This is a genomic window from Enterococcus sp. DIV0660C (assembly GCF_017316125.1).
Classification (GTDB): Bacteria; Bacillota; Bacilli; order Lactobacillales; family Enterococcaceae; genus Enterococcus_B.
Map to the genome: position 1 here is coordinate 1 of NZ_JAFLWA010000032.1, position 19,489 is coordinate 19,489.

Consider the following 19,489-nt stretch of genomic DNA (forward strand, 5'->3'; position numbering starts at 1 on the left):
TCTGTCTCACCTTTTTATTTTAGTTGACTAATCACAACTTTTACTTCGCCAAACGATAAATGGCATCTGCATAAATTGCAGTTGCTCTGAACAAGTCATCAAGGCTCATAAATTCATTTGCCTGGTGCATTGTATCTGTATAGCCTGGGAACATTGCCCCATAAGCAACACCACGTTTTAATAAGCGGCCATAAGTCCCACCACCAATGATTTGTTCATAGCCTTTTTCACCAGTGTGATCTTCATAAACTTGTAAGAGTGTTGCAACCAATGGATCATCCATTGGCACATAATGTGGTTCCATTACACGCGCGCCACGTGTAACAGTAGCACCTTCCATCCCAACTGTTTTTTCTACGCCGATTTCTAATCCTTCAACAGTTACTCCTTTAGGGAAGCGGAAGTTCATATTGATGAAGTTTTCTGCTTGTGTGCTTTCTTCGTCTGCTTTAAACGCAAATAATCCAGCATTCATCGTTAGTTTGCCCATTTTTTCATCTTCATAAGCCACACCTAATTTTTCACCATAAAAATCTTCATGGACATAAGCAGCGGCTACATGGATAAATTGTTTCGCAGCACCACCAAAAGCATAAGTATCTAAGAATGTTGCTAAAAATGTTCCCGCATTGATTCCTGATTGAGGGCTTGCACCATGGGCACCTTTTCCGACTAATTCAATTGATACGAATGTTCCATCTGCTTCAATCATTCCGCTGACAGGATTTGCTTCCGTAAATTTGAAGAATGCTTCTTCCATTGCGATTGCAGCATCAGTATTCGGTACTTCAAGTTTTGCTTCAGCTGTTCCTGGAACCATGTTTTCACGCAAACCAGAAGTGAAAGATTTTAAAACATAGTCGCCTGCATTATTTCCTTGGAAGTGCAGTCCTAAAGAAACATTTCCTTTTTCACCATTGATAATTGGAAATTCTGCATCTGGAGAAAAACCAAAATCAGGCTCTTCTTCATGTTCGAAGTAGTACGCCATGTCGCCCCAGCCACTTTCTTCATCACTACCAACAACAAAGCGAACTTTTTTAGATAATTTCAAGTCTAAATCTTTGATAATTTTCATTGCATAATAAGCAGCCATACTTGGACCTTTGTCGTCACTTGACCCACGAGCAAAGATTTTTCCATCTTTGATTACTGGTTCATAAGGATCGGTATCCCAACCATCACCAGCAGGAACAACGTCCATGTGACCAAAGATACCTAACGTTTCATCGCCTTCACCCATATCAATATGTCCCGCATAATTATCAACGTTTTTCACTACAAAACCATCACGTTCACCATAAGCAAGCATATGTTTTAATGCGTCACGTGGGCCAGGACCAAATGGTGCATCTTCCGTCACCTTAGAATCATCACGTTCACTGTTGACGCGTAATAAATTTTTTAAATCTTCAAGCAAATCTTCTTTACGTGCTTCTACTTCTTTTTGCCAATCAATTGTCATAAAGTTAATCCTCCACCTTATTAAGTCTTCGTGTTTTATGATACCATAAAATCAAGAAAAAAATAGTTCAAAAAGTCTGACAATTTCGTCAGCTTGCCGTTCCTTACAAATACTCGAATCGTTCAACTTATTGGAGGGATATTTAATGATTCTTGATGAACAACTATTACGAGAGGTAATTACTAAACGGCCTAGTCACTCTCACAAAGGTACTTTTGGTCGAGTTGTTTTGATTGGAGGAAATCAGCAGTATGGTGGCGCAATTATCATGAGTGCTTTAGCTGCAGTTAATAGTGGCGCTGGGCTGACCACGGTTATAACCGATGAGAAGAACCATGCTCCACTCCATGTTCATCTTCCTGAGGCAATGGTTGTTGACTGGCAGGATCAAGCGACTTGTCTAACAGCCATTCGACAAGCTGATGTGGTATTGATTGGTCCAGGATTAGGTACTTCTGCTCTCAGTTTAGGTTTACTCCAAACAATTTTAGAAGTTCAAACAAAACAACAGTGGTTAGTTATTGACGGTTCCGCATTAACTTTGCTTGCTGAAACAAAACTTTCTTTACCTTACCCTGAGCATACTGTATTAACACCGCATCAAATGGAATGGCAACGTCTAAGCGGTATTTCTATTGCTGCGCAAACAGACCGTTCAAATCAAGAGAAACAAAGCGAACTGGGCGCGATTCTTGTTGTTAAAAGTCATCAAACTACTATTTATAATAAAGATAATATCTATTATAATCAGGCTGGGTCTGCAGCAATGGCAACCGGAGGAACTGGTGATACCTTGGCAGGAATGATCACGGCTTTTCTTGCCCAATTTTCTAAAAACGATCACACGGTCGCAGCCGCGGTTTATTTACACAGCTTGATTGGAGATCACTTAGCACAAACACACTATGTCGTACTGCCGACACTGATTAGCCAAGCCATTCCACAATGGATGGCACACTTTTGTACAGAATAAAAATAGGAGTTTGATTATGGACAAATTTACAGGATATCTTCGTACACCTTTTTACTACGAAACGGATCAAATGGGGATTATTCATCACAGCAATTATATTCGCTGGTTTGAAGAAGCTCGTGTCGCATTACTGGATCACCTTGATTTTAGTTACCAAAAAATTGAAGAAACTGGAATAATTATTCCCGTCCTTGAAGTCAGTTGCCAATATAAAGAAATGATTCGCTATGGCGAGTCAGTTATTATTTATCCAACAATTGAAAAATATACTGGTACACGCTTAGACTTTAGTTATCAGATTTATGGTACTGAAGATCAAAAATTACGCACGATTGGCAGCAGCAGACATTGTTTTCTCTCCGCAGAAAATCAGCGTTTATTAAAGCTTAGTCGAATTCTGCCAACACTTGATGCACGTTTTAAAAGCTACGCAAAATTGGACAATGCCAAAGAAAAATAAAAAATGTCCAAGCATTTTTCTTGTTTTATACCGTCAAGTTCGTATAATTATAAGAAAAAAGCAGGTGATGAGCATGTACGTTGTTAAAGTATTACATGGTTATATTGACAAAACTGGCTGCCGCACTCGTGAAAAGAATCCTGACAATCTACTCGTTTTTAAAGACAAAAAGAAATCTGAAACTTTCGCCAAACAAATCGGTGGTCGCGTGAAGCTCTTGCAAGAGATGCGCCCTGACTAAAAAATACTTAAACCACATCTATCAAGCAATACTCTTATCTATTGAGTATTGCTTTTTTCTTTCATAGATAAATAATAAAACCCCACTCATCTGAGCGGGATTTTATTATTTATTCAAACGTAATTTCTCTAGTCATTTGACAAATGTCAGTTTCCAATAAACAACATTAGATTCCTGACTCAGAAATTTCTTCTATCAAAGTCTTAGTATTCTGACTAAACAGCGTGATATTATCTTTACCAGACTGCAAAACTAACTGGCATAATTCAGCTGGTTCTTTAACCGATTCTCTCAACAAACTTGCTTCCAGTAACATCCCTAGATTGGTACCACTCAATACAAAAACCTGATTTTTTGTAATGGCTAATTCTACACAAATTTTAAACGGCGTGCCTCCCAATAAATCAGTAAAACAGATGACGCTATCCTTTGTCTGTAGTTCTAACTCAATTTTTTTACGATAAGATTCCACTGTTTCTTCTGCGCTAAAAGGAACGATGGTTAATTCTTCAAGAGATCCTGCAATCATTGTCAATGCACTTTTCATCCCAATTGAGAAATCATTATGTCCTGTTATCAAAAATTTCATGTACTATCTCCTATCCTTTTACTTTATTCTTTGCATTCTTTCATCCTGATCAATTAGTACGACCTGGCCATAAAAGAATTGGTCGAATTCACTAACCAGCAGTTTATTTCCACTAACAATATCTTCTTGCAGTATGAACAGATCAAACTTCTCCTTTTGGTTCTCTAATCTTAAGCCAATTGCTTGATCAAATTTTTTTGTTTCACCAACCTGTTTGACTTCTACTTGGGAAATTTTGACATCTGTTGGACTGATTACAGTCACCCAAGTATGAGCAGTTTCTTGGCATTGAACTTTGTTTTCGATTCGTTGATGCGTTGTCAGTTGGTTATATATCTCGGAACTTTCAGCAGTTTCTTGCATCGTTTGTCCTTCAGAAAAATGAATCTTGTACTGATTTTCCTTGATTTTTATATGAACTTGATTATCCATTTTTTGAGAAGTAACTGTTGAGGATAAATTATAACTAGAAGTTACCTCAGTATTTTTTTGACCAGAAAAGTTATCTAAAATGATTAAAGAATTTATTTTTTCTAAATATAAAAATCGTCGTTCAAAAATCGTCCATCCTTGATCACTCTTAGCAGACCAACCACATTCAGCAAAAAAACCTTCAGGAATATTTCGTATGTTATGGAATAGTGGCTTTGGTAATTTATCATATCCCCAAGTGTCCCTAATTATAGTATGTGGTTCCTTAGCAACAAATAACGTGTTATGGGCAGCTAGCTCCTTTAATTGAATTCTTTGTTCACTATTTACATAAGTATAGCGACCGCTATCAACGATTATATCCTGTCCATCCAGCTGTAAAGTAAAGCTACCTATTGACGCATGCCCATGACCGCTACCATGTAGACCATTGAAAAGTGTAAAATAAATATCTTGATCTTTGTACACCATCATTCCACTATCTCGACCGGCAAAAATAGGAGCTAGTTTTATGCCTACTGATGGATAATCAGAATACAAGCTCCCTGTCCAAAGGACTGCCAGATTCGAATCCTTTTTCCTTTTTTTTAAAAAGCCTAGATTTCGATAAATAGCATAAACGTAATGAAAATCCACGTGATCACTATCATTCAATGGAAGCAACTTTTCTTGATTATCAGCTAAATAGTAAGTAGTTTGGATAGGTTGAGCTAATTTTCCCCTTAAATCTATAGGAAGAGGCTGCTCAAGATACTCTGAAATCTGTAATAAATAAACACAAGTCATGATAACCTCATGTTGATAGAGCGGGCTTTGCTCCCAATGCATACCGTCATCATAAAACTGTAAATCAAGTTGTTCCGTCAATCGCTTCCAGATGAATGCTCTTTGCGTTTCTGTTACCAAGTCTGGGAAAAACAAGTCTACCGCAGCCATCCCTCCGATTGCTAGAACACCCCAATTACTCAGACGATATTTATCAATGTAACTATTCTCTAAAATTACAAGATGTTCTTGGATTGACCGGTGTAACATTTTTTCAACTTCCGCATTTTTCATGTGTGAAATGGGAAGATAAGTTAAACTTTTCATCCAATTAGTTAAACGCAGACCAACATCTAGCGGGCGCCAACTATTTTCATTCGCTGGACTATCGCTTTCGCAGTTTGTAATAAAATCCAACAGTAGCATTGTCCATTTCTCCATATAGCATTGCTCTTTTGTTAAAGCATAGCATTGTGCTAGATCCACCATAAACCCATGTCTGCTAAGCATGAATAACCATTCTGGATCCTCTTCAGGAAAATTATTCCAACCAGCATTCTTCAATGAATAAGGTGTTGAACATGCTTCCATATCCATTGCATCAGTATAAATAATCTGATCGTTCATTAAGAAATCTACTCGAGCAAACAATGGTTCTAAAAATTTTTTTTGTTGCTCAGCATAATTTGACACCCAATCATCTTTGAAAAATTTCTGTTGGTATGTCTCAACTCTTTGAAAGTCCACTCTCTTCTCCTTTTTTCTTCAATGACTTCAAATTGCCTACGCCAAAATGCCAAATACAGATGCTAAGATACCAATTGCAAATAACAGTACCAATAGCTGATATGTGTTCCATTTTTTCTTTTTAATCAAATAAAACACAAGGATAGTAAGTAGAACAGCCAACATATTCGGCATAATTTTGTCCAGTATATCTTGAATAGCAATGACTTGTTTTTCTCCCGACTCCACTTTACTAGCGTATTGAATAGCAATATTAGCTTTTACAAACGATGTGGCTAAGCCTGAGATAACTGTTACTCCTACGATATTTGCAGCACCAGAGATTTTTCCAATTCGATCACTTAATGTTTCGATAACACTAGTGCCTAATTTGAATCCCAAATAGCCCATAAGAATTTTAATTGCTAGCATCGTCACTACCATTGAGAACCAAAAGCCCATTGGAGCGAATCCCAGACCATCTAATGCTAACCCTGCAAATAACGTTGAGAATAAGGGAGCAATCCCAAACTGAGCGATAGAATCTCCAATTCCTGACATCGGACCCATGAGTGCCATTTTGATACTGCGAGTATCCGAGATACTTTGATCATTATCATACATCGCTAACTGCATACTAGTGATAAACGGTACCATTTGAGGATTTGTATTGTAGAATTCTAAATTGGCTGTTGCTGTTTCTTTTAATTTTTCTGGATCGTTTTTATAGATTTTCTTCAAAGCAGGCATAATCGTATTTAAATAACTCACACCTTGGTAAGAGGTATAGTTAAACGCATTTTGTAGAAAGTATGACCGAAGAGCAGTCATCATATAATCTTTTTGTGTCAATTTAAGGTTTTTAGATTCCATTACTGAAGTCCTCCTCTTCATCTAATAAACTTTGATTGTTTGCTACTAAGCTTTTCTCTCCTACAGGTGTTTTATCTTTTCCATAATACTGGATCAGTGCAAAAACTGCACCAACCATTGCAACTGCCATCGTTGGTAACTCAAGATATGCTACACAAACATAACCTAACAGCACATATGGAATCAGACTTTTTTCTAACATGACAGACATGATCATTGCAAAACCAATCGCTGGGATAAGCCCACCAGCTACTGAGAAACCATTAATCAACCACTGAGGTAGCGCTTCCACAAATGCTTGTAATCCTGGACGGCTCAATGCTGCCAGTATACCAATGAGGAACCCTGCTAAAGCAAACGCAATATAAGTTGAGTGAGAAATAAGTGTGAATTTTTTAAATTGTCCACTTTCAATAGCATTTTTAGACCACTTAGCACTTCCTGAAAAGAACGTATACAATGCAGTTGTCACTAATTGGAATAAAACTGCAAATGGAAATGACAATGCTAACGCAGACTCAGCTGTTACACCTTGATCTCTCAACGTAATCGCCATAATCGTCCCAACAATTCCCGGACCCACTGGATTTGGTGGAACTGTTCCACCCGCACCTACACCAAATCCCATGTAAGCTAACTCTGCTAAGGCACCAAATTTCAAAGCTGTTGGAATATCTCCTAAAACAACGCCAACAAAAAAGGACATGACCAGTGCTCGGTTCGTATAGATTCCCAATAATTGTCCAGAATAACAAAATGCAGTAATTAATCCTATAAGTATTCCTTGTACTAATGTAATCTCCATTTTTTATTTCCTCTCTAAATTAGCTGTTTTTAATTTTTTCCATTAGAGCATCTAAATGCTGCGAGCCATCATTAGACATTGGCGACGTTTTGGTAGTAAATATCACGTGATGTTCATTTTTCAATTTTTTCAAGTCATTTTTGTCTTCTTCACCCAAATAGATAAATTGAGAAATTTTTTCTTTTCCTTCAGCAGCATGAATGTTCCCAATATTTAGTTGTTCCATTGGGAAACCTAATTCGCAAAGTTTTAACGCATCGTGTAAATTTTCAACAACCACAAAAATCGTTTGATGCGGAGCTGCTTTCCAAATCACTTCGGCAGTTCGTGCAATTGTCCAAAATCGAACGTTGATATCTTTAGGTAAAACTGTCTTCATTAAAATTTGTTGTACACTATCTTCGGCTGCTTTATCATTTGCACAAATCACTAAATTGACTCCTAAGCTTTTGATCCACAGTTGCCCTTGTCCATGTATCAGACGTGCATCTACTCGTACCATTTTTACATTTGGTTTATCCATATTTTTCCCTCCTGTTATTGTTCTACCAATACATTTTCCAGTCTTTTTTGAATCGAACTAAAGCCTCCAAGTAAAAATAATCTCCCCAAATATTCCCTTCATTTACTCCTTTGCCACTATGCCATGAATACACACCTTCATTTATTAAAGCTGTAATACCTTCCGTTTTAGATTCCGTATAATTTTCGATTAAGCTTTTCAGCATTGAATGTTGTGCATACTTGTAAACCAATTTGGATTGATTTGCTTCAGGTAAAAATTTATCCATCAAATTCATTCCACAAACAGCAATGGCTGTTGCCGAAGTATCTCTGGGTTGATTGGAACCATCTGTAAAAATCAAATCCCAATAACTTACAAAATCTTTTGGTAGCCGATTTAAAAAATAATTTGTGACTGCTTCAAATAATTCAGTATTCTGTTCATTTGGACAATAAGAACGAAAAAGTGCAATTCCATAAATTAACCAAGATTGTCCACGTGCCCAGCTTGATGAATCTGAATAGCCTTGACGTGTTTTTCCATAAAGAGGCCGTCCATCTTTCGTATCAAAAAAGAATGTATGATAAGCAGAAGAATCTTCCCGAATTGCATGTTCAATAGTCGTATAGTAGTGCTTGATTGCGACTTCACGATACTTTTTGTCTTCCGTCACTTCTGTTGCCCAAAAAAGTAATGGAATATTTAAAAGGCAATCGACAATCAAACGGTAATTATCTTGTTTTCCTAACTCCCCCCATGCTTGAATAAATTGCCCTTTCTCTTGGTAACGTGACAATAATTTTTCTGCTGCCTTTAAAGACACTTGCTTGGCTTGCTGGTCATCCATAAGTTTGTAGGCACTCACACAAGACAAGCTGTACAGAAAACCCAAATCATGATGATCAATCTCAATATTCTGATCCATCCGATGAATAAAACTTTGGACATTTTTTTCTGCCATTTGTTTAAAATCTTCATCCTGTGTAACTTCATAGCAAAGCCAGAGAATGCCTGTCCAAAAACCATTTGTCCATTCCGTATTGGCCATTGGTACATACGAATTATTCTTAGTCGCTGGTGTAGGATATTGATCATTCAATTGAGAAATATTTTTTTTCACTTTCCTCACCACATCAGCTATCGCTTGATCAATCACTTCTTCTGAAATCAATCCTTGACCAAAGTATCTCTCACTAGACAATAACTTTTCTCTCTTTTTTTCCTTCAAAAAAATCCCTCCATCACTTAACGTGTTAACCGGTGTAAAAACATCTTAGCTTATTTTTCATTCTTTGTAAACCCTTTCTTTTCCAGAAGGTGATTTGCTTATTTTATTTTTTATACAAAAAAAAACACTGAAAAGGATTGATAACTTCTCAGTGTTTGAAACATTCAATTATTTTTCTACTAAAAAATTATTCTCCAACAATTTCAATTTGATAGAAATCTGGATGGATAAAACTTCGACTGTACTCAATCGGTATGCCATCATTTCCTGAAATCAAACGCCGAATGTCAAATAAAGAATAGATTTTTTCGTCACCAAAACTTTTATCAATCAGCTTTAGTGGTTCAAGTTCTTTCATTCCCTCTCTTAATAAAATCGTTCGAACTTCCATAGTCATCGGAAGGTTCGACATGTGTCCAACTAACCCAAGTTCTTCTGACAGACTTGCGCCATTCACCCAACGTTCTAAAGAATCTTTTGCCAATTTATCTCGAAAAAGATACCGATTTTGTATTTTCCATGGACGATCGTTAGTCAATGCAATCTGACTTATTTTTACTAGCGTTCTTTGCCCCGTTTTATCCCCCAGTTGTTGTGCAATATACTTGTCCTTTATTTGTCCAAAATTCAAAGTGATCGTTTTTTCAATTGATTTTTTCTTAGGATCATTTAGTAAAGAAAGCTGTTCAGAAAAAAAGACCTTTCTGTGTTTCAGATTTTTTCTAACAAAAGTCCCTTCTCCTTGGCGACGAATCAAGTAACCTTCATTGACCAAATCATTTAATGCTTTTACTACTGTTGTGTTACTGACGCCATAGATTTTTTTTAAATCACCTTCTGAGTAAATTTTTTCACCTGCACTAAATTCTCCTGATTCAATTTTTTTGATAATATCCTGTTTGATTATTTCGTACTTGGATGCCATGTTATTCTCCCTTAACCTGTTAACCGTTTATTTACATGATAAATAATTTTTCGTTTTCTGTAAATAGATTGCTTGACTGTGAGAATAGATCGACTAACGTTTCCTCGTAACTTTTAAGTAGATCAACATTTATGTGAAAATAACAATTTACGTTACTTGATAAAAACTGCAAAAAAAAATCAATTTAAGCAGTCTCTGCCTAAATTGATTTTAACTTAGTTACTTAACTAGAATTTCATCAAGAATACTTAACGAAAATCTGAATTATTTAGCTAAAGCGTCTTTTGCTTGGTCAGCTAATGCAGTAAAAGCTGCTGCATCGTTAACAGCAAGGTCAGCTAACATTTTACGGTTGATGTCGATTTCAGCCAATTTCAAACCGTGCATTAATTTTGAGTAGCTCAAGCCATTCATACGAGCTGCTGCGTTGATACGAGCAATCCATAATTTACGGAAGTCGCGTTTCTTTTGACGACGATCGCGATATGCGTAGTTGTATGAATTCATTACTTGTTCTTTTGCTGTTTTAAATAAAGTGTGTTTTGAACCGTAGTAACCTTTTGCTAGTTTTAGCATTCTTTTACGACGTTTACGAGTTACTGTTCCACCTTTAACACGTGCCATGTTTAATTCCTCCTAAAAATAAATCTTCTCATTGAAATTTTTCTAAATTTGCGTTGCTTATTTCATTTTTGCTAGTTGTTGACGGATACGTTTGAAATCGCCACTAGCAACCATACGTGCTTTACGCAATTGACGGCGTTGTTTTTTTGTTTTGCCGTGGAAACGGTGACTTGTAAACGCGCGGTAACGTTTCAATCCGCCTTTACCAGTACGTTTGAATCGTTTTGCTGATCCGCGGTGTGTTTTTTGTTTTGGCATGACTATATTTCCTCCTCAAAATCTTTCGTTATCCGACCATTGACTGTTCAACAATCAGTTAGTCATTCAAATTACTTACTGTCGTTTTTCGGTGCCAGCGTCAAGAACATGCTGCGTCCGTCCATTTTCGCTTTTTGTTCCACTGTTGCAATATCAGCAGTTTCTTCAGCTAAGCGATTTAAGACTTTTTGACCAATCTCTTTATGGGTAATGGCACGGCCTTTAAAACGGATAGAAGCTTTCACTTTATCGCCTTTTTCTAAGAACTTACGTGCATTACGAAGTTTTGTATTGAAGTCATTTACGTCAATTGTCGGACTTAAACGTACCTCTTTAACATTGATCACTTTTTGTTTTTTACGCGCTTCACGGTCTTTCTTCTGTTGTTCAAAACGGAATTTACCGTAGTCCATGATTCGCGCAACTGGTGGTTTCGCACCTGGGGCAACTAACACAAGATCCAAGTTTGCTTGTTCAGCAATTTGTAATGCTTCTGCTTTTGTTTTAACACCTAACTGCTCGCCTTCTGAACCGATCAATCGTAATTCTCGTGCACGAATGCCGTCGTTAACCATCATATCCTTTGCTATGGTCATTCACCTCCAAATATTATGAGAGAAAGAAAAGCTTACCGAATTTTCGGTAATAAAAAAACGAGTTCTTTTTATCAGAACCCGCGCATAATCCACCTAAATAACCGGCGAAAACTATCTAGCCCAGTGACTACGTCAACTAAGGCGAGAAGCGCGTGCTTCTGCTTTTATTTCTCAACTCCACTAGTTTATCAAATTCCCTTGAACATGTCAACTCTTTATTAAAATAAAGGATCTATTTTAATAAGATAATCTAGCATTTTTTCTTAATTTTATTTATCTTTAAGATAAGAAAATAATTTGGAGGCAATTTATGAAAAAGAATGATCCTATTTCACCTATCTTATCTCACCTAGAAGAAGGCAATTTTTATTTAGAAGATGAAGAACTTTTTTCAAATCTTTTAGTCAAAGATAGCGACCAAAGTTATTTGTCAGCAAAGAATTTGATTATAAGAGATAGTCACATTCAAAAACTAACCATGCAAAAGACTATTTTGGAAAATTTTGAATGTAGCAATGTCATTTTCGACCACTGTGATTTTTCCAATTTGGAATGGATTGGCGCAAGTTTTCATCAGGTGACTTTTCAGCAATGTAAGTTAACCGGAACAAATTTTGCGGAAAGCTACCTTCGTGATTGCTCGTTCAATGAGTGTTTAGCATCAATGGCTTCTTTCAGTAACACGAATTTAAAAACAGTCCGCTTTTCTGATTGTCAATTGGAAGACACCGAATTTTATGAGGTTCGTTGGAAAAACTTAGCTTTAAGTAGCAACCAACTCACAGGTTCTAATTGGTTCCGTACCCCTCTAAAAGAGTTAGATTTTAGAACAAATGATTTTACTAAAATTGCACTTTCTCTAGAAAATCTCGCGGGTTTGTTGGTTGACCAAGAACAAGCTTTAGTCATCGCCGCTAACTTGGGACTGATTATTGAAGAATAACTATTTGATGCGCCGCCACAAAGCGACTAGCATCCAAACCGACAAAACTAAACTAATAACCAAAGCAATTCCCCAGCCAAACACGGAATGAGTAAAGGGTAACTGTAAGTTCATTCCAAAAAAGCCAGTGACGATTGTCGGAACAGTCAATAATAATGACCAGACAGTTAAAAATTTCATCGTGTCATTTAAGTTGTTATTCAGCAAGTTATTATAAGTTCCAGATAACTGATCTAAAATTTGAGATGCCAAGTTCGTCATCTCGACTGCTTGCTTCGCCTCGATCAATGCGTCATCCAGTTGTTCTTTTTCGCCTTCAGACATTTTACGATAGATAGCCAATGCTTTTATTTGCTCAATCAACACGGCATTTTGTTTTGTTCCTGTCACTAAATAAACTAATCCGATTTCTAAATCAGATAATTGTAACAAGTTTTGATTACTGGTTTTTTCTCGTAACTTTTGATTTAATCTTTGCCGCTCACTATTTACTTCTTCAACTAATGGGAAAAAGGAATCTGATATTAAAAATAAGGTTTGAAACAATAGGCTGTATACGCTCATATTCGGCGTACGTTGTAGCAACGACTCCATAAGACGTACTACGTAACCAGTATTTTCTGTAGTAAATGTAAAAATCCCATTTTCTTTCAAAATAAAAGCCATTGGTGTTGTCTCGTAATGATTTTCACTTTTTCTTTGATGAGGAACATTGTAAACAAGAAGCATCGCCTCATCGAGCACATCATACTCCACACGTGCGCGTTCATTTTTATCAAGAGAGTAAGTCAACATCTCATCACTTAACTTGTACTCTTCTTTTAGGTTTTTAACACCAATAACATTGTCTCTTTGAATGTTTAACCAAAAATTCTGGTCATAATTAAAAAAGCGTTTATTACTACTCATTATTTACCTCCTCATAACGGTTTCTCTTACTAGTATAAATAAAAAAACTATTCAAACAAGGTAAAAGCCATTGCTTGAATAGTTTTTGTTTAATATACAAGTTGTTTTTGACGAATTTCCGCTAATTTTTCTTTCACAAGTCGGATGACTTCTTCTTTTGCCTGCGGATCTTCGACAAAATTATAACGATCTCCATCGATTTGAATCTTAGGACTTTCATCATAGTCTTCGTACCATTGATCATATCGACGATTTAATTCTTGATAATAGTCATATAAAGATGGATCAAAGGATAATTGTTCATACGAACGGCCACGCTTTTCGATTCGCTCCAACATGGTATCAAAAGAAACGCGAATATGAATCAGTAGATCAGGATTTTTTTTATGCGCTGCATATGGTAATTCTTCCATCATATTTTCTAGTAATTCATCATAGACACGCACTTCTGTCTCTGTCGCTCTTCCTAAATCTGCATTCAAATGGAACAATAAAGAGTCTTCATAAATTGAACGATCCAAAACATTGTTATCATCCTTCATTGCTTGTTTAATACTTGCAAAACGTTTATTTAAAAAATAAATTTGTAATAAAAAAGCATATTGCTCAGGGTTAGCATAAAACAAAGGTAATACTTCATTATCATCGATTGATTCATAAAAAGCCTGACTATTAAATTCTTCAGCTATCATTTCTGTTAAACTTGACTTTCCTGCGCCAATTGTACCAGCTAAAACGATCACGCTCATTTACCTCCAACTCACTTCATCACTAAATATTGTATATGTTTTTCAATCTTTTTAAATATACCCCCAATATCTAGTAGTGTCAAATAGAATTCATTTGAAATTATTTGACGAAAAACTAAAAAAAATTCTTAAGAAAACAGTGATTTTTGGTTAGAAAACGTATTCTTGGTTTTACTTATTGAGCGGATTTAGTAAAATAAGGAGGAAATGATTTTTGGTTTGTTTTTTTTCTATAGTATTAAACCAAATTCTCGTTGAGTAGCGCAACTATTTAGGGCGCTTTATTTTTTGTCTAAAAGTTACTGTTATGTGAGGAAAAGGAGTTAAGTTATGGCAAACTATGGCCAAGGGGAATCAAGTGGAAAAATTATCTTGATGGGTGAGCATGCCGTTGTATATGGTGAACCGGCAATTGCCTTTCCCTTCTATGCAACGAAAGTCACTGCACAATTTGAAACGTTAGTTGAAGACGTCAATCAAGATCAATTGTTTTCAGCTTATTATGTAGGAAAATTGATTCATGCACCACAATCACTCAAAAATATCAAAGCTTTAGTCACACAGTTAAAACAAGATCACGGTATCAAGGAGTCAATCAGTCTCACTATTGAAAGTACGATACCTTCTGAACGCGGAATGGGGTCTAGTGCTGCCGTGGCAGTAGCAATCACACGCGCTTTTTATGATTATCTTTCACTTTCATTCACACATGAAACGTTGTTAAGCTATGTTCAGATTTCTGAAAAGATTGCTCATGGCAACCCAAGTGGCATCGATGCTGCTGCTACCAGTAGTCATAATCCAATCTATTTTGTTAAAGGGCAACCTTTCGAGTATTTCACAATCAATTTGGATGCTTTTTTGATTGTTGCTGATACTGGAATCAAAGGACAGACACGTGAAGCTGTTAAAGATGTCGCTCATTTATTTGAAAAAAACTCACACAAAACTGGACAAAAAATTCAACAATTAGGACAACTCACACAAAAAGCAAAACAAGCAATTATCGAGAATGATCCCGAAAATTTAGCACAAGTCATGAATCTTGCACAAGTGACTTTGAGAGAATTAACAATCAGTAATCACTTTCTAGATTTGTTGATTGAAACAGCGTTAACTGCTGGTGCTCTGGGAGCAAAATTAACTGGGGGCGGACGCGGTGGTTGCATGCTCGCTCTTGCTAAAACAAAAACAGAAGCCCAAGCAATTTGTACCGCTTTGGAAGATGCTGGTGCTGTAGCTACTTGGATTCAAGGATTAGGAGTACATACCCATGTTTAAAGGAAAAGCTCGTGCTTACACGAATATTGCGCTCATCAAATATTGGGGAAAAAAAGATGAAGAGCTCATTTTACCAATGAATAATAGTTTATCCCTTACACTAGATGCTTTTTATACTGAAACAGAAGTTATTTTCTCTGATACTTTCACAAAGGATGAATTTTATTTGGATGGTGAGCAACAAAATGACAAAGCAACGAAAAAAATAAGTACTTTTCTCGATCTCGTACGAGAAAAAGGCCAAACAACGCTCAACGCGAAAGTTATCAGTCAGAATTTTGTTCCTACAGCTGCAGGACTTGCTTCCTCGGCGAGTGGCTTAGCTGCGTTAGCTGGTGCTTGTAATGAAGCACTTCAATTAGGTTTAGATAAGACAGGATTATCTCGATTAGCTCGTCGAGGCTCTGGTTCAGCTTGTCGGAGTATTTACGGCGGATTTGTTGAGTGGGAAAAAGGAGTTGACGATCTTACCTCCTATGCAAAGCAAATTCCTTCTGATGGTTTTGAAGATGATCTAGCTATGGTCTTTTTACTACTAAACGATCAGCAAAAAGACGTTTCTAGTCGGGATGGCATGCGTCGCACAGTTGAAACTTCAAGCTTTTATCAAGGTTGGCTTGACTCACTAGATGCAGATTTAGCTCAGTTAAAACAAGCAATTGCCGACAAAAATTTCCAATCTTTAGGTGAAACAATGGAACGAAACGCATTAAAGATGCATGGAACTACACTAGCAGCGAACCCACCATTTACTTATTGGTCTCCTGATAGTTTAAAAGCCATGCAAGCGGTCCGTGATTTGAGAAAACAAGGCATTCCATGTTACTTTACAATGGATGCTGGTCCAAATGTAAAAATTTTAGTTGAAAAAAAACATGTCGCTGCAGTCAAAACAGCTTGTAGTCATTTATTTAGCAAAAAACAAGTCGTTTCAGCCCAAGCAGGTTCTGGAATGACGATTATCAAGTAAAGGGAGATTTTTATGATTGAAGTATCTGCACCGGGAAAACTTTACATTGCTGGTGAGTATGCAGTTGTAGAAACTGGGCATCCTGCCATCATCGTGGCTGTTGACCAATTTGTCACAGTAACAGTCGAAGCGGCGAGAAAAGTGGGAAGTATCCAGTCTGCTCAATATAGTGAGATGCCGATTCGCTGGACTAGAAGAAATGGGGAGCTAGTTTTAGATATTCGAGAAAATCCATTTCATTATATTTTGGCAGCAATTCGGTTAACTGAAAAATATGCCCAAGAAAAAAACAGTTTACTTTCTTTTTATGACTTGAAAGTAACCAGCGAGTTGGATAGTTCAAATGGTCGAAAATATGGTCTTGGTTCAAGCGGCGCAGTGACAGTGGCAACTGTTAAAGCATTAAATATTTTTTATGATTTGCACCTAAGCCAGTTGGAAATTTTTAAAATTGCTGCCTTAGCAAATTTAGCTGTTCAAGACAATGGCTCTTGCGGGGATATTGCCGCTAGTTGTTATGGTGGTTGGATTGCTTTTTCGACTTTTGATCATCGTTGGGTCCAACAACAAGAAAAACAACACACAATTAGTGAATTACTTGCAATGGATTGGCCGGGACTTTCGATTGAGCCCCTTGAAGCACCAAAAGATTTACGGTTGCTCATTGGTTGGACAGGCAGCCCAGCTTCTACTTCTGATTTAGTTGATCAAGTTCATCGTTCACGAGAAGACAAAAGGTCTGCTTATGAAATATTTCTTAGCAATAGCGAAAGTTGCGTCAATAAAATGATTCAAGGATTCAAGCAGAACGATGTTGCTCTAATTCAAAAACAAATTCGGCACAATCGGCAATTATTACGTAACTTATCTAACGTTACCGGTGTGGTGATTGAAACACCCGCGTTAAATGAATTATGTAACTTAGCAGAAGAATACGAAGGTGCTGCTAAGTCCTCTGGCGCTGGTGGTGGTGATTGTGGAATCGTGATCGTTGATCAAAAATCTGGGATTTTACCACTAATGAGTGCATGGGAAAATGCAGAAATCACACCACTTCCACTTCACGTTTATAGTTATCGAAGAAAGGACCAATCATGAATCGAAAAGACGAACACGTTTCATTAGCTAAGGCTTTTCATAATAAGCAAAAAAATGAATTTGACTCTGTTCACCTCGTTCATACTGCGTTGCCACAATTAGCGACAACGGATGTCGACTTATCAACGAATGTTGCTGACTTTACCTTGACCAGTCCGTTTTATATCAACGCTATCACGGGTGGTAGCGAAAAAACAAAAAAAATCAATCGTGACCTCGCAATTGTTGCGCGAGAAACTGATTTGATGATTGCAACAGGTTCAGTTAGTGCTGCTTTGAAAGATTCAAGTTTAATTGACAGTTATGCCGTGATGCGTGAAGAATATCCTGAAGGAAAGATTCTTGCTAATATTGGTGCTGGAACTTCTGCTGAAAAAGCACAAGAAGCGATCCAATTGTTCCATGCAGACGCTTTGCAAATCCATCTCAATGCTCCTCAAGAATTAGTCATGCCTGAAGGGGACCGTGACTTTTCAAACTGGTTGGCATTGATTCAAGAAATTCAGCAAACGATCAGCGTACCTTTAATCGTAAAGGAAGTTGGTTTCGGTATGACACGTGAAACAATCGAACAACTCGCACAAATCGGTGTCAAAACCATTGATGTCAGTGGACGTGGCGGTACTAGCTTTACTCAAATTGAAAATGCTCGTCGAAAAAACCGTGAATTAACTTATCTCGCTGACTGGGGACAGTCAACCGTCACCTCATTACTCGAAGCACACGAAGCCAATGCTACTGTTGAGGTGCTTGCCTCTGGCGGTATACGTTCTGCATATGATATTTTCAAAGCTCTTTGTTTAGGTGCTCAAGCTGCTGGTACTTCTGGTACAGTTTTAACACACCTAATGAATCATGGCGTAGAAGAAACCATTTCATTGATTAAACAATGGCAAGAAGAACTACGCTTACTCTATACTTTAGTTGGTGCTAGAACAACAAATGATTTAAAATATCAGTCACTTATTTTTTCTGGTGCAGTCAAAGATTGGTGTGAAGCTAGAGAAATATCTTTAGTAAAATACGGTCGTCGAAAATAACTGTTCTTAAACTAAGTTAAACTAAAATCGGTTACTGAGAAAAAAAAAACTCTCAAAATAGTTTTTATACTATTCGAGATTATCCGGCATAGTTTCGTATTAAGTAGTTCTTAGAATACCGTGTATTCGTAAAAAAGTGTCTGGGACATAATCATTTTGATTATGTCCCAGACACTTTTTAGTTTAATTGAAAGAAACAATCTGCTATTTCCTATGGTTGCTTACCAATATATGCCAAAATTCCACCATCCACATATAAGATGTGTCCATTAACAAAATCTGAAGCACTTGAAGCAAGAAAAATTGCGGGGCCAGCTAAATCACTTGGTTCACCCCAACGTGCAGCGGGTGTTCTCCCTACGATAAATTGATCGAATGGATGGCGTTCGCCATTTTCTTGTAGTTCTCTAAGAGGCGCTGTTTGTGGCGTTGCAATGTAACCAGGGCCAATACCATTACATTGAATATTGTATTGTCCGTACTCAGAAGCAATGTTCTTTGTTAACATCTTCAAACCGCCTTTTGCAGCAGCATATGCACTAACAGTTTCACGACCTAGCTCACTCATCATCGAACAAATATTGATAATTTTTCCGCCACCCTTTTCAATCATATCTGGGATAACGGCTTTTGCTACGATAAACGGCGCATTCAGATCAACATCAATGACTTGTCGAAAATCAGCAGCACTCATTTCAATCATTGGTGTTCGCTTGATGATTCCGGCATTGTTCACCAAAATATCTACCGAACCAACCTCTTCTTTGATTTGTTTTGTCATCGCTTGAACAGCTTCTTCATCCGTCACATCACAAACATATCCTTTTGCATCAATACCAGCTTCTTGATAGTGTTTGATTCCTTCATCAACAGATTCTTGTGTCAAATTATTAAAAACGATTGTTGCACCTGCTGATGCTAATGCACGAGCAATTTCAAAACCAATTCCATAAACCGCACCTGTAACAAGTGCAACTTTTCCATCTAATCGAAAGCTATCCATTGTAAAATCCATAATGATTTCTCCTTTATAT

General features: G+C 37.1%; 22 protein-coding genes and 1 other annotated feature. Of the genes, 8 read left to right on the top strand and 14 right to left on the bottom strand.

From position 1 onward, the window contains the following. Nucleotides 1–40: 40 nt before the first annotated feature. On the bottom strand, nt 41–1,465 hold the full coding sequence (pepV, locus tag DOK81_RS08760; protein WP_206910120.1) for a dipeptidase PepV: 1,425 nt from the start codon (nt 1,463–1,465) through the stop codon (nt 41–43). A 145-nt stretch (nt 1,466–1,610) separates the two neighbouring features. On the opposite strand from pepV, the gene DOK81_RS08765 reads away from it, so the two are divergent. The 3 genes from DOK81_RS08765 to DOK81_RS08775 all read left to right on the top strand — a co-directional run bounded on the left by DOK81_RS08765 (nt 1,611) and on the right by DOK81_RS08775 (nt 3,139). Then, the gene (locus tag DOK81_RS08765) at nt 1,611–2,438 is read left to right on the top strand and encodes an NAD(P)H-hydrate dehydratase (RefSeq protein ID WP_206910123.1); all 828 of its coding nucleotides are present in this window, start codon (nt 1,611–1,613) and stop codon (nt 2,436–2,438) included. Between the two features lie 16 nt (nt 2,439–2,454). Further along, nucleotides 2,455–2,898 carry a thioesterase family protein gene (locus tag DOK81_RS08770; RefSeq protein ID WP_206910125.1) on the top strand — a complete coding sequence of 148 codons (444 nt, stop codon included), beginning with the start codon at nt 2,455–2,457 and terminating at the stop codon, nt 2,896–2,898. Nucleotides 2,899–2,971: 73 nt separating this feature from the next. Continuing rightward, nucleotides 2,972–3,139 (top strand): hypothetical protein, encoded by a 168-nt coding sequence (locus DOK81_RS08775; protein WP_172843716.1) that lies wholly within the window; start codon nt 2,972–2,974, stop codon nt 3,137–3,139. Between the two features lie 166 nt (nt 3,140–3,305). On the opposite strand, the gene DOK81_RS08780 is transcribed toward DOK81_RS08775, so the two are convergent. The 10 genes from DOK81_RS08780 to infC form a co-directional block, all read right to left on the bottom strand. After that, nucleotides 3,306–3,728, bottom strand: coding sequence for a PTS mannose transporter subunit IIA (locus DOK81_RS08780; RefSeq protein WP_206910127.1), 423 nt, complete (start codon nt 3,726–3,728; stop codon nt 3,306–3,308). An 18-nt stretch (nt 3,729–3,746) separates the two neighbouring features. Then, complete coding sequence (locus DOK81_RS08785) at nt 3,747–5,672, bottom strand: alginate lyase family protein (RefSeq protein WP_206910129.1); 1,926 nt, start codon at nt 5,670–5,672, stop codon at nt 3,747–3,749. A gap of 36 nt (nt 5,673–5,708) precedes the next feature. Next, complete coding sequence (locus DOK81_RS08790; protein ID WP_206910130.1) at nt 5,709–6,524, bottom strand: PTS system mannose/fructose/sorbose family transporter subunit IID; 816 nt, start codon at nt 6,522–6,524, stop codon at nt 5,709–5,711. Then, complete coding sequence (locus DOK81_RS08795) at nt 6,514–7,329, bottom strand: PTS sugar transporter subunit IIC (protein ID WP_206910132.1); 816 nt, start codon at nt 7,327–7,329, stop codon at nt 6,514–6,516. Before DOK81_RS08795 ends, DOK81_RS08790 begins: the two co-directional genes overlap by 11 nt. A 19-nt stretch (nt 7,330–7,348) precedes the next feature. Continuing rightward, nucleotides 7,349–7,852 (bottom strand): PTS sugar transporter subunit IIB, encoded by a 504-nt coding sequence (locus tag DOK81_RS08800; protein WP_206910134.1) that lies wholly within the window; start codon nt 7,850–7,852, stop codon nt 7,349–7,351. Between the two features lie 22 nt (nt 7,853–7,874). Then, nucleotides 7,875–9,062, bottom strand: a complete 1,188-nt coding sequence (locus DOK81_RS08805; RefSeq protein WP_206910136.1) for a glycoside hydrolase family 88 protein — start codon at nt 9,060–9,062, stop codon at nt 7,875–7,877. 187 nt (nt 9,063–9,249) lie between these two features. Next, the gene (locus DOK81_RS08810) at nt 9,250–9,987 is read right to left on the bottom strand and encodes a GntR family transcriptional regulator (protein ID WP_206910138.1); all 738 of its coding nucleotides are present in this window, start codon (nt 9,985–9,987) and stop codon (nt 9,250–9,252) included. A 264-nt stretch (nt 9,988–10,251) separates the two neighbouring features. Further along, nucleotides 10,252–10,611 carry a 50S ribosomal protein L20 gene (gene rplT / locus DOK81_RS08815; RefSeq protein WP_144776139.1) on the bottom strand — a complete coding sequence of 120 codons (360 nt, stop codon included), beginning with the start codon at nt 10,609–10,611 and terminating at the stop codon, nt 10,252–10,254. 57 nt (nt 10,612–10,668) lie between these two features. Next, nucleotides 10,669–10,869 (bottom strand): 50S ribosomal protein L35, encoded by a 201-nt coding sequence (rpmI, locus tag DOK81_RS08820; protein WP_067483297.1) that lies wholly within the window; start codon nt 10,867–10,869, stop codon nt 10,669–10,671. 71 nt (nt 10,870–10,940) lie between these two features. Beyond that, the gene (gene infC / locus DOK81_RS08825) at nt 10,941–11,465 is read right to left on the bottom strand and encodes a translation initiation factor IF-3 (RefSeq protein ID WP_067483298.1); all 525 of its coding nucleotides are present in this window, start codon (nt 11,463–11,465) and stop codon (nt 10,941–10,943) included. 43 nt (nt 11,466–11,508) lie between these two features. Then, nucleotides 11,509–11,635: a sequence feature (ribosomal protein L20 leader region), on the bottom strand. A gap of 140 nt (nt 11,636–11,775) precedes the next feature. On the opposite strand from infC, the gene DOK81_RS08830 reads away from it, so the two are divergent. Further along, complete coding sequence (locus tag DOK81_RS08830; RefSeq protein ID WP_206910140.1) at nt 11,776–12,408, top strand: pentapeptide repeat-containing protein; 633 nt, start codon at nt 11,776–11,778, stop codon at nt 12,406–12,408. On the opposite strand, the gene DOK81_RS08835 is transcribed toward DOK81_RS08830, so the two are convergent. Then, a complete protein-coding gene (locus DOK81_RS08835; protein WP_206910143.1) occupies nt 12,409–13,317 on the bottom strand; it encodes a magnesium transporter CorA family protein in 909 nt (302 codons plus the stop codon). Nucleotides 13,318–13,406: 89 nt separating this feature from the next. Then, nucleotides 13,407–14,066 carry a deoxynucleoside kinase gene (locus tag DOK81_RS08840; protein WP_206910145.1) on the bottom strand — a complete coding sequence of 220 codons (660 nt, stop codon included), beginning with the start codon at nt 14,064–14,066 and terminating at the stop codon, nt 13,407–13,409. Between the two features lie 330 nt (nt 14,067–14,396). Between DOK81_RS08840 and mvk the strand changes: the two genes are divergently transcribed. Genes mvk through fni form a run of 4 tightly spaced genes read left to right on the top strand, consistent with a single transcriptional unit; the run spans nt 14,397 to nt 18,455 of the window. Further along, on the top strand, nt 14,397–15,347 hold the full coding sequence (gene mvk / locus DOK81_RS08845; RefSeq protein ID WP_206910147.1) for a mevalonate kinase: 951 nt from the start codon (nt 14,397–14,399) through the stop codon (nt 15,345–15,347). Continuing rightward, the gene (gene mvaD / locus DOK81_RS08850; protein ID WP_206910148.1) at nt 15,340–16,317 is read left to right on the top strand and encodes a diphosphomevalonate decarboxylase; all 978 of its coding nucleotides are present in this window, start codon (nt 15,340–15,342) and stop codon (nt 16,315–16,317) included. Before mvk ends, mvaD begins: the two co-directional genes overlap by 8 nt. 12 nt (nt 16,318–16,329) lie before the next feature. Next, entirely contained in the window at nt 16,330–17,415 is a 1,086-nt protein-coding gene (locus DOK81_RS08855; RefSeq protein ID WP_206910149.1) for a phosphomevalonate kinase, read from the top strand. Next, on the top strand, nt 17,412–18,455 hold the full coding sequence (fni, locus tag DOK81_RS08860) for a type 2 isopentenyl-diphosphate Delta-isomerase (protein WP_206910151.1): 1,044 nt from the start codon (nt 17,412–17,414) through the stop codon (nt 18,453–18,455). The genes DOK81_RS08855 and fni overlap by 4 nt, the downstream gene beginning before the upstream one ends. 211 nt (nt 18,456–18,666) lie before the next feature. On the opposite strand, the gene DOK81_RS08865 is transcribed toward fni, so the two are convergent. After that, nucleotides 18,667–19,470, bottom strand: coding sequence for a gluconate 5-dehydrogenase (locus tag DOK81_RS08865; RefSeq protein ID WP_206910153.1), 804 nt, complete (start codon nt 19,468–19,470; stop codon nt 18,667–18,669). Between the last annotated feature and the right edge of the window lie 19 nt (nt 19,471–19,489).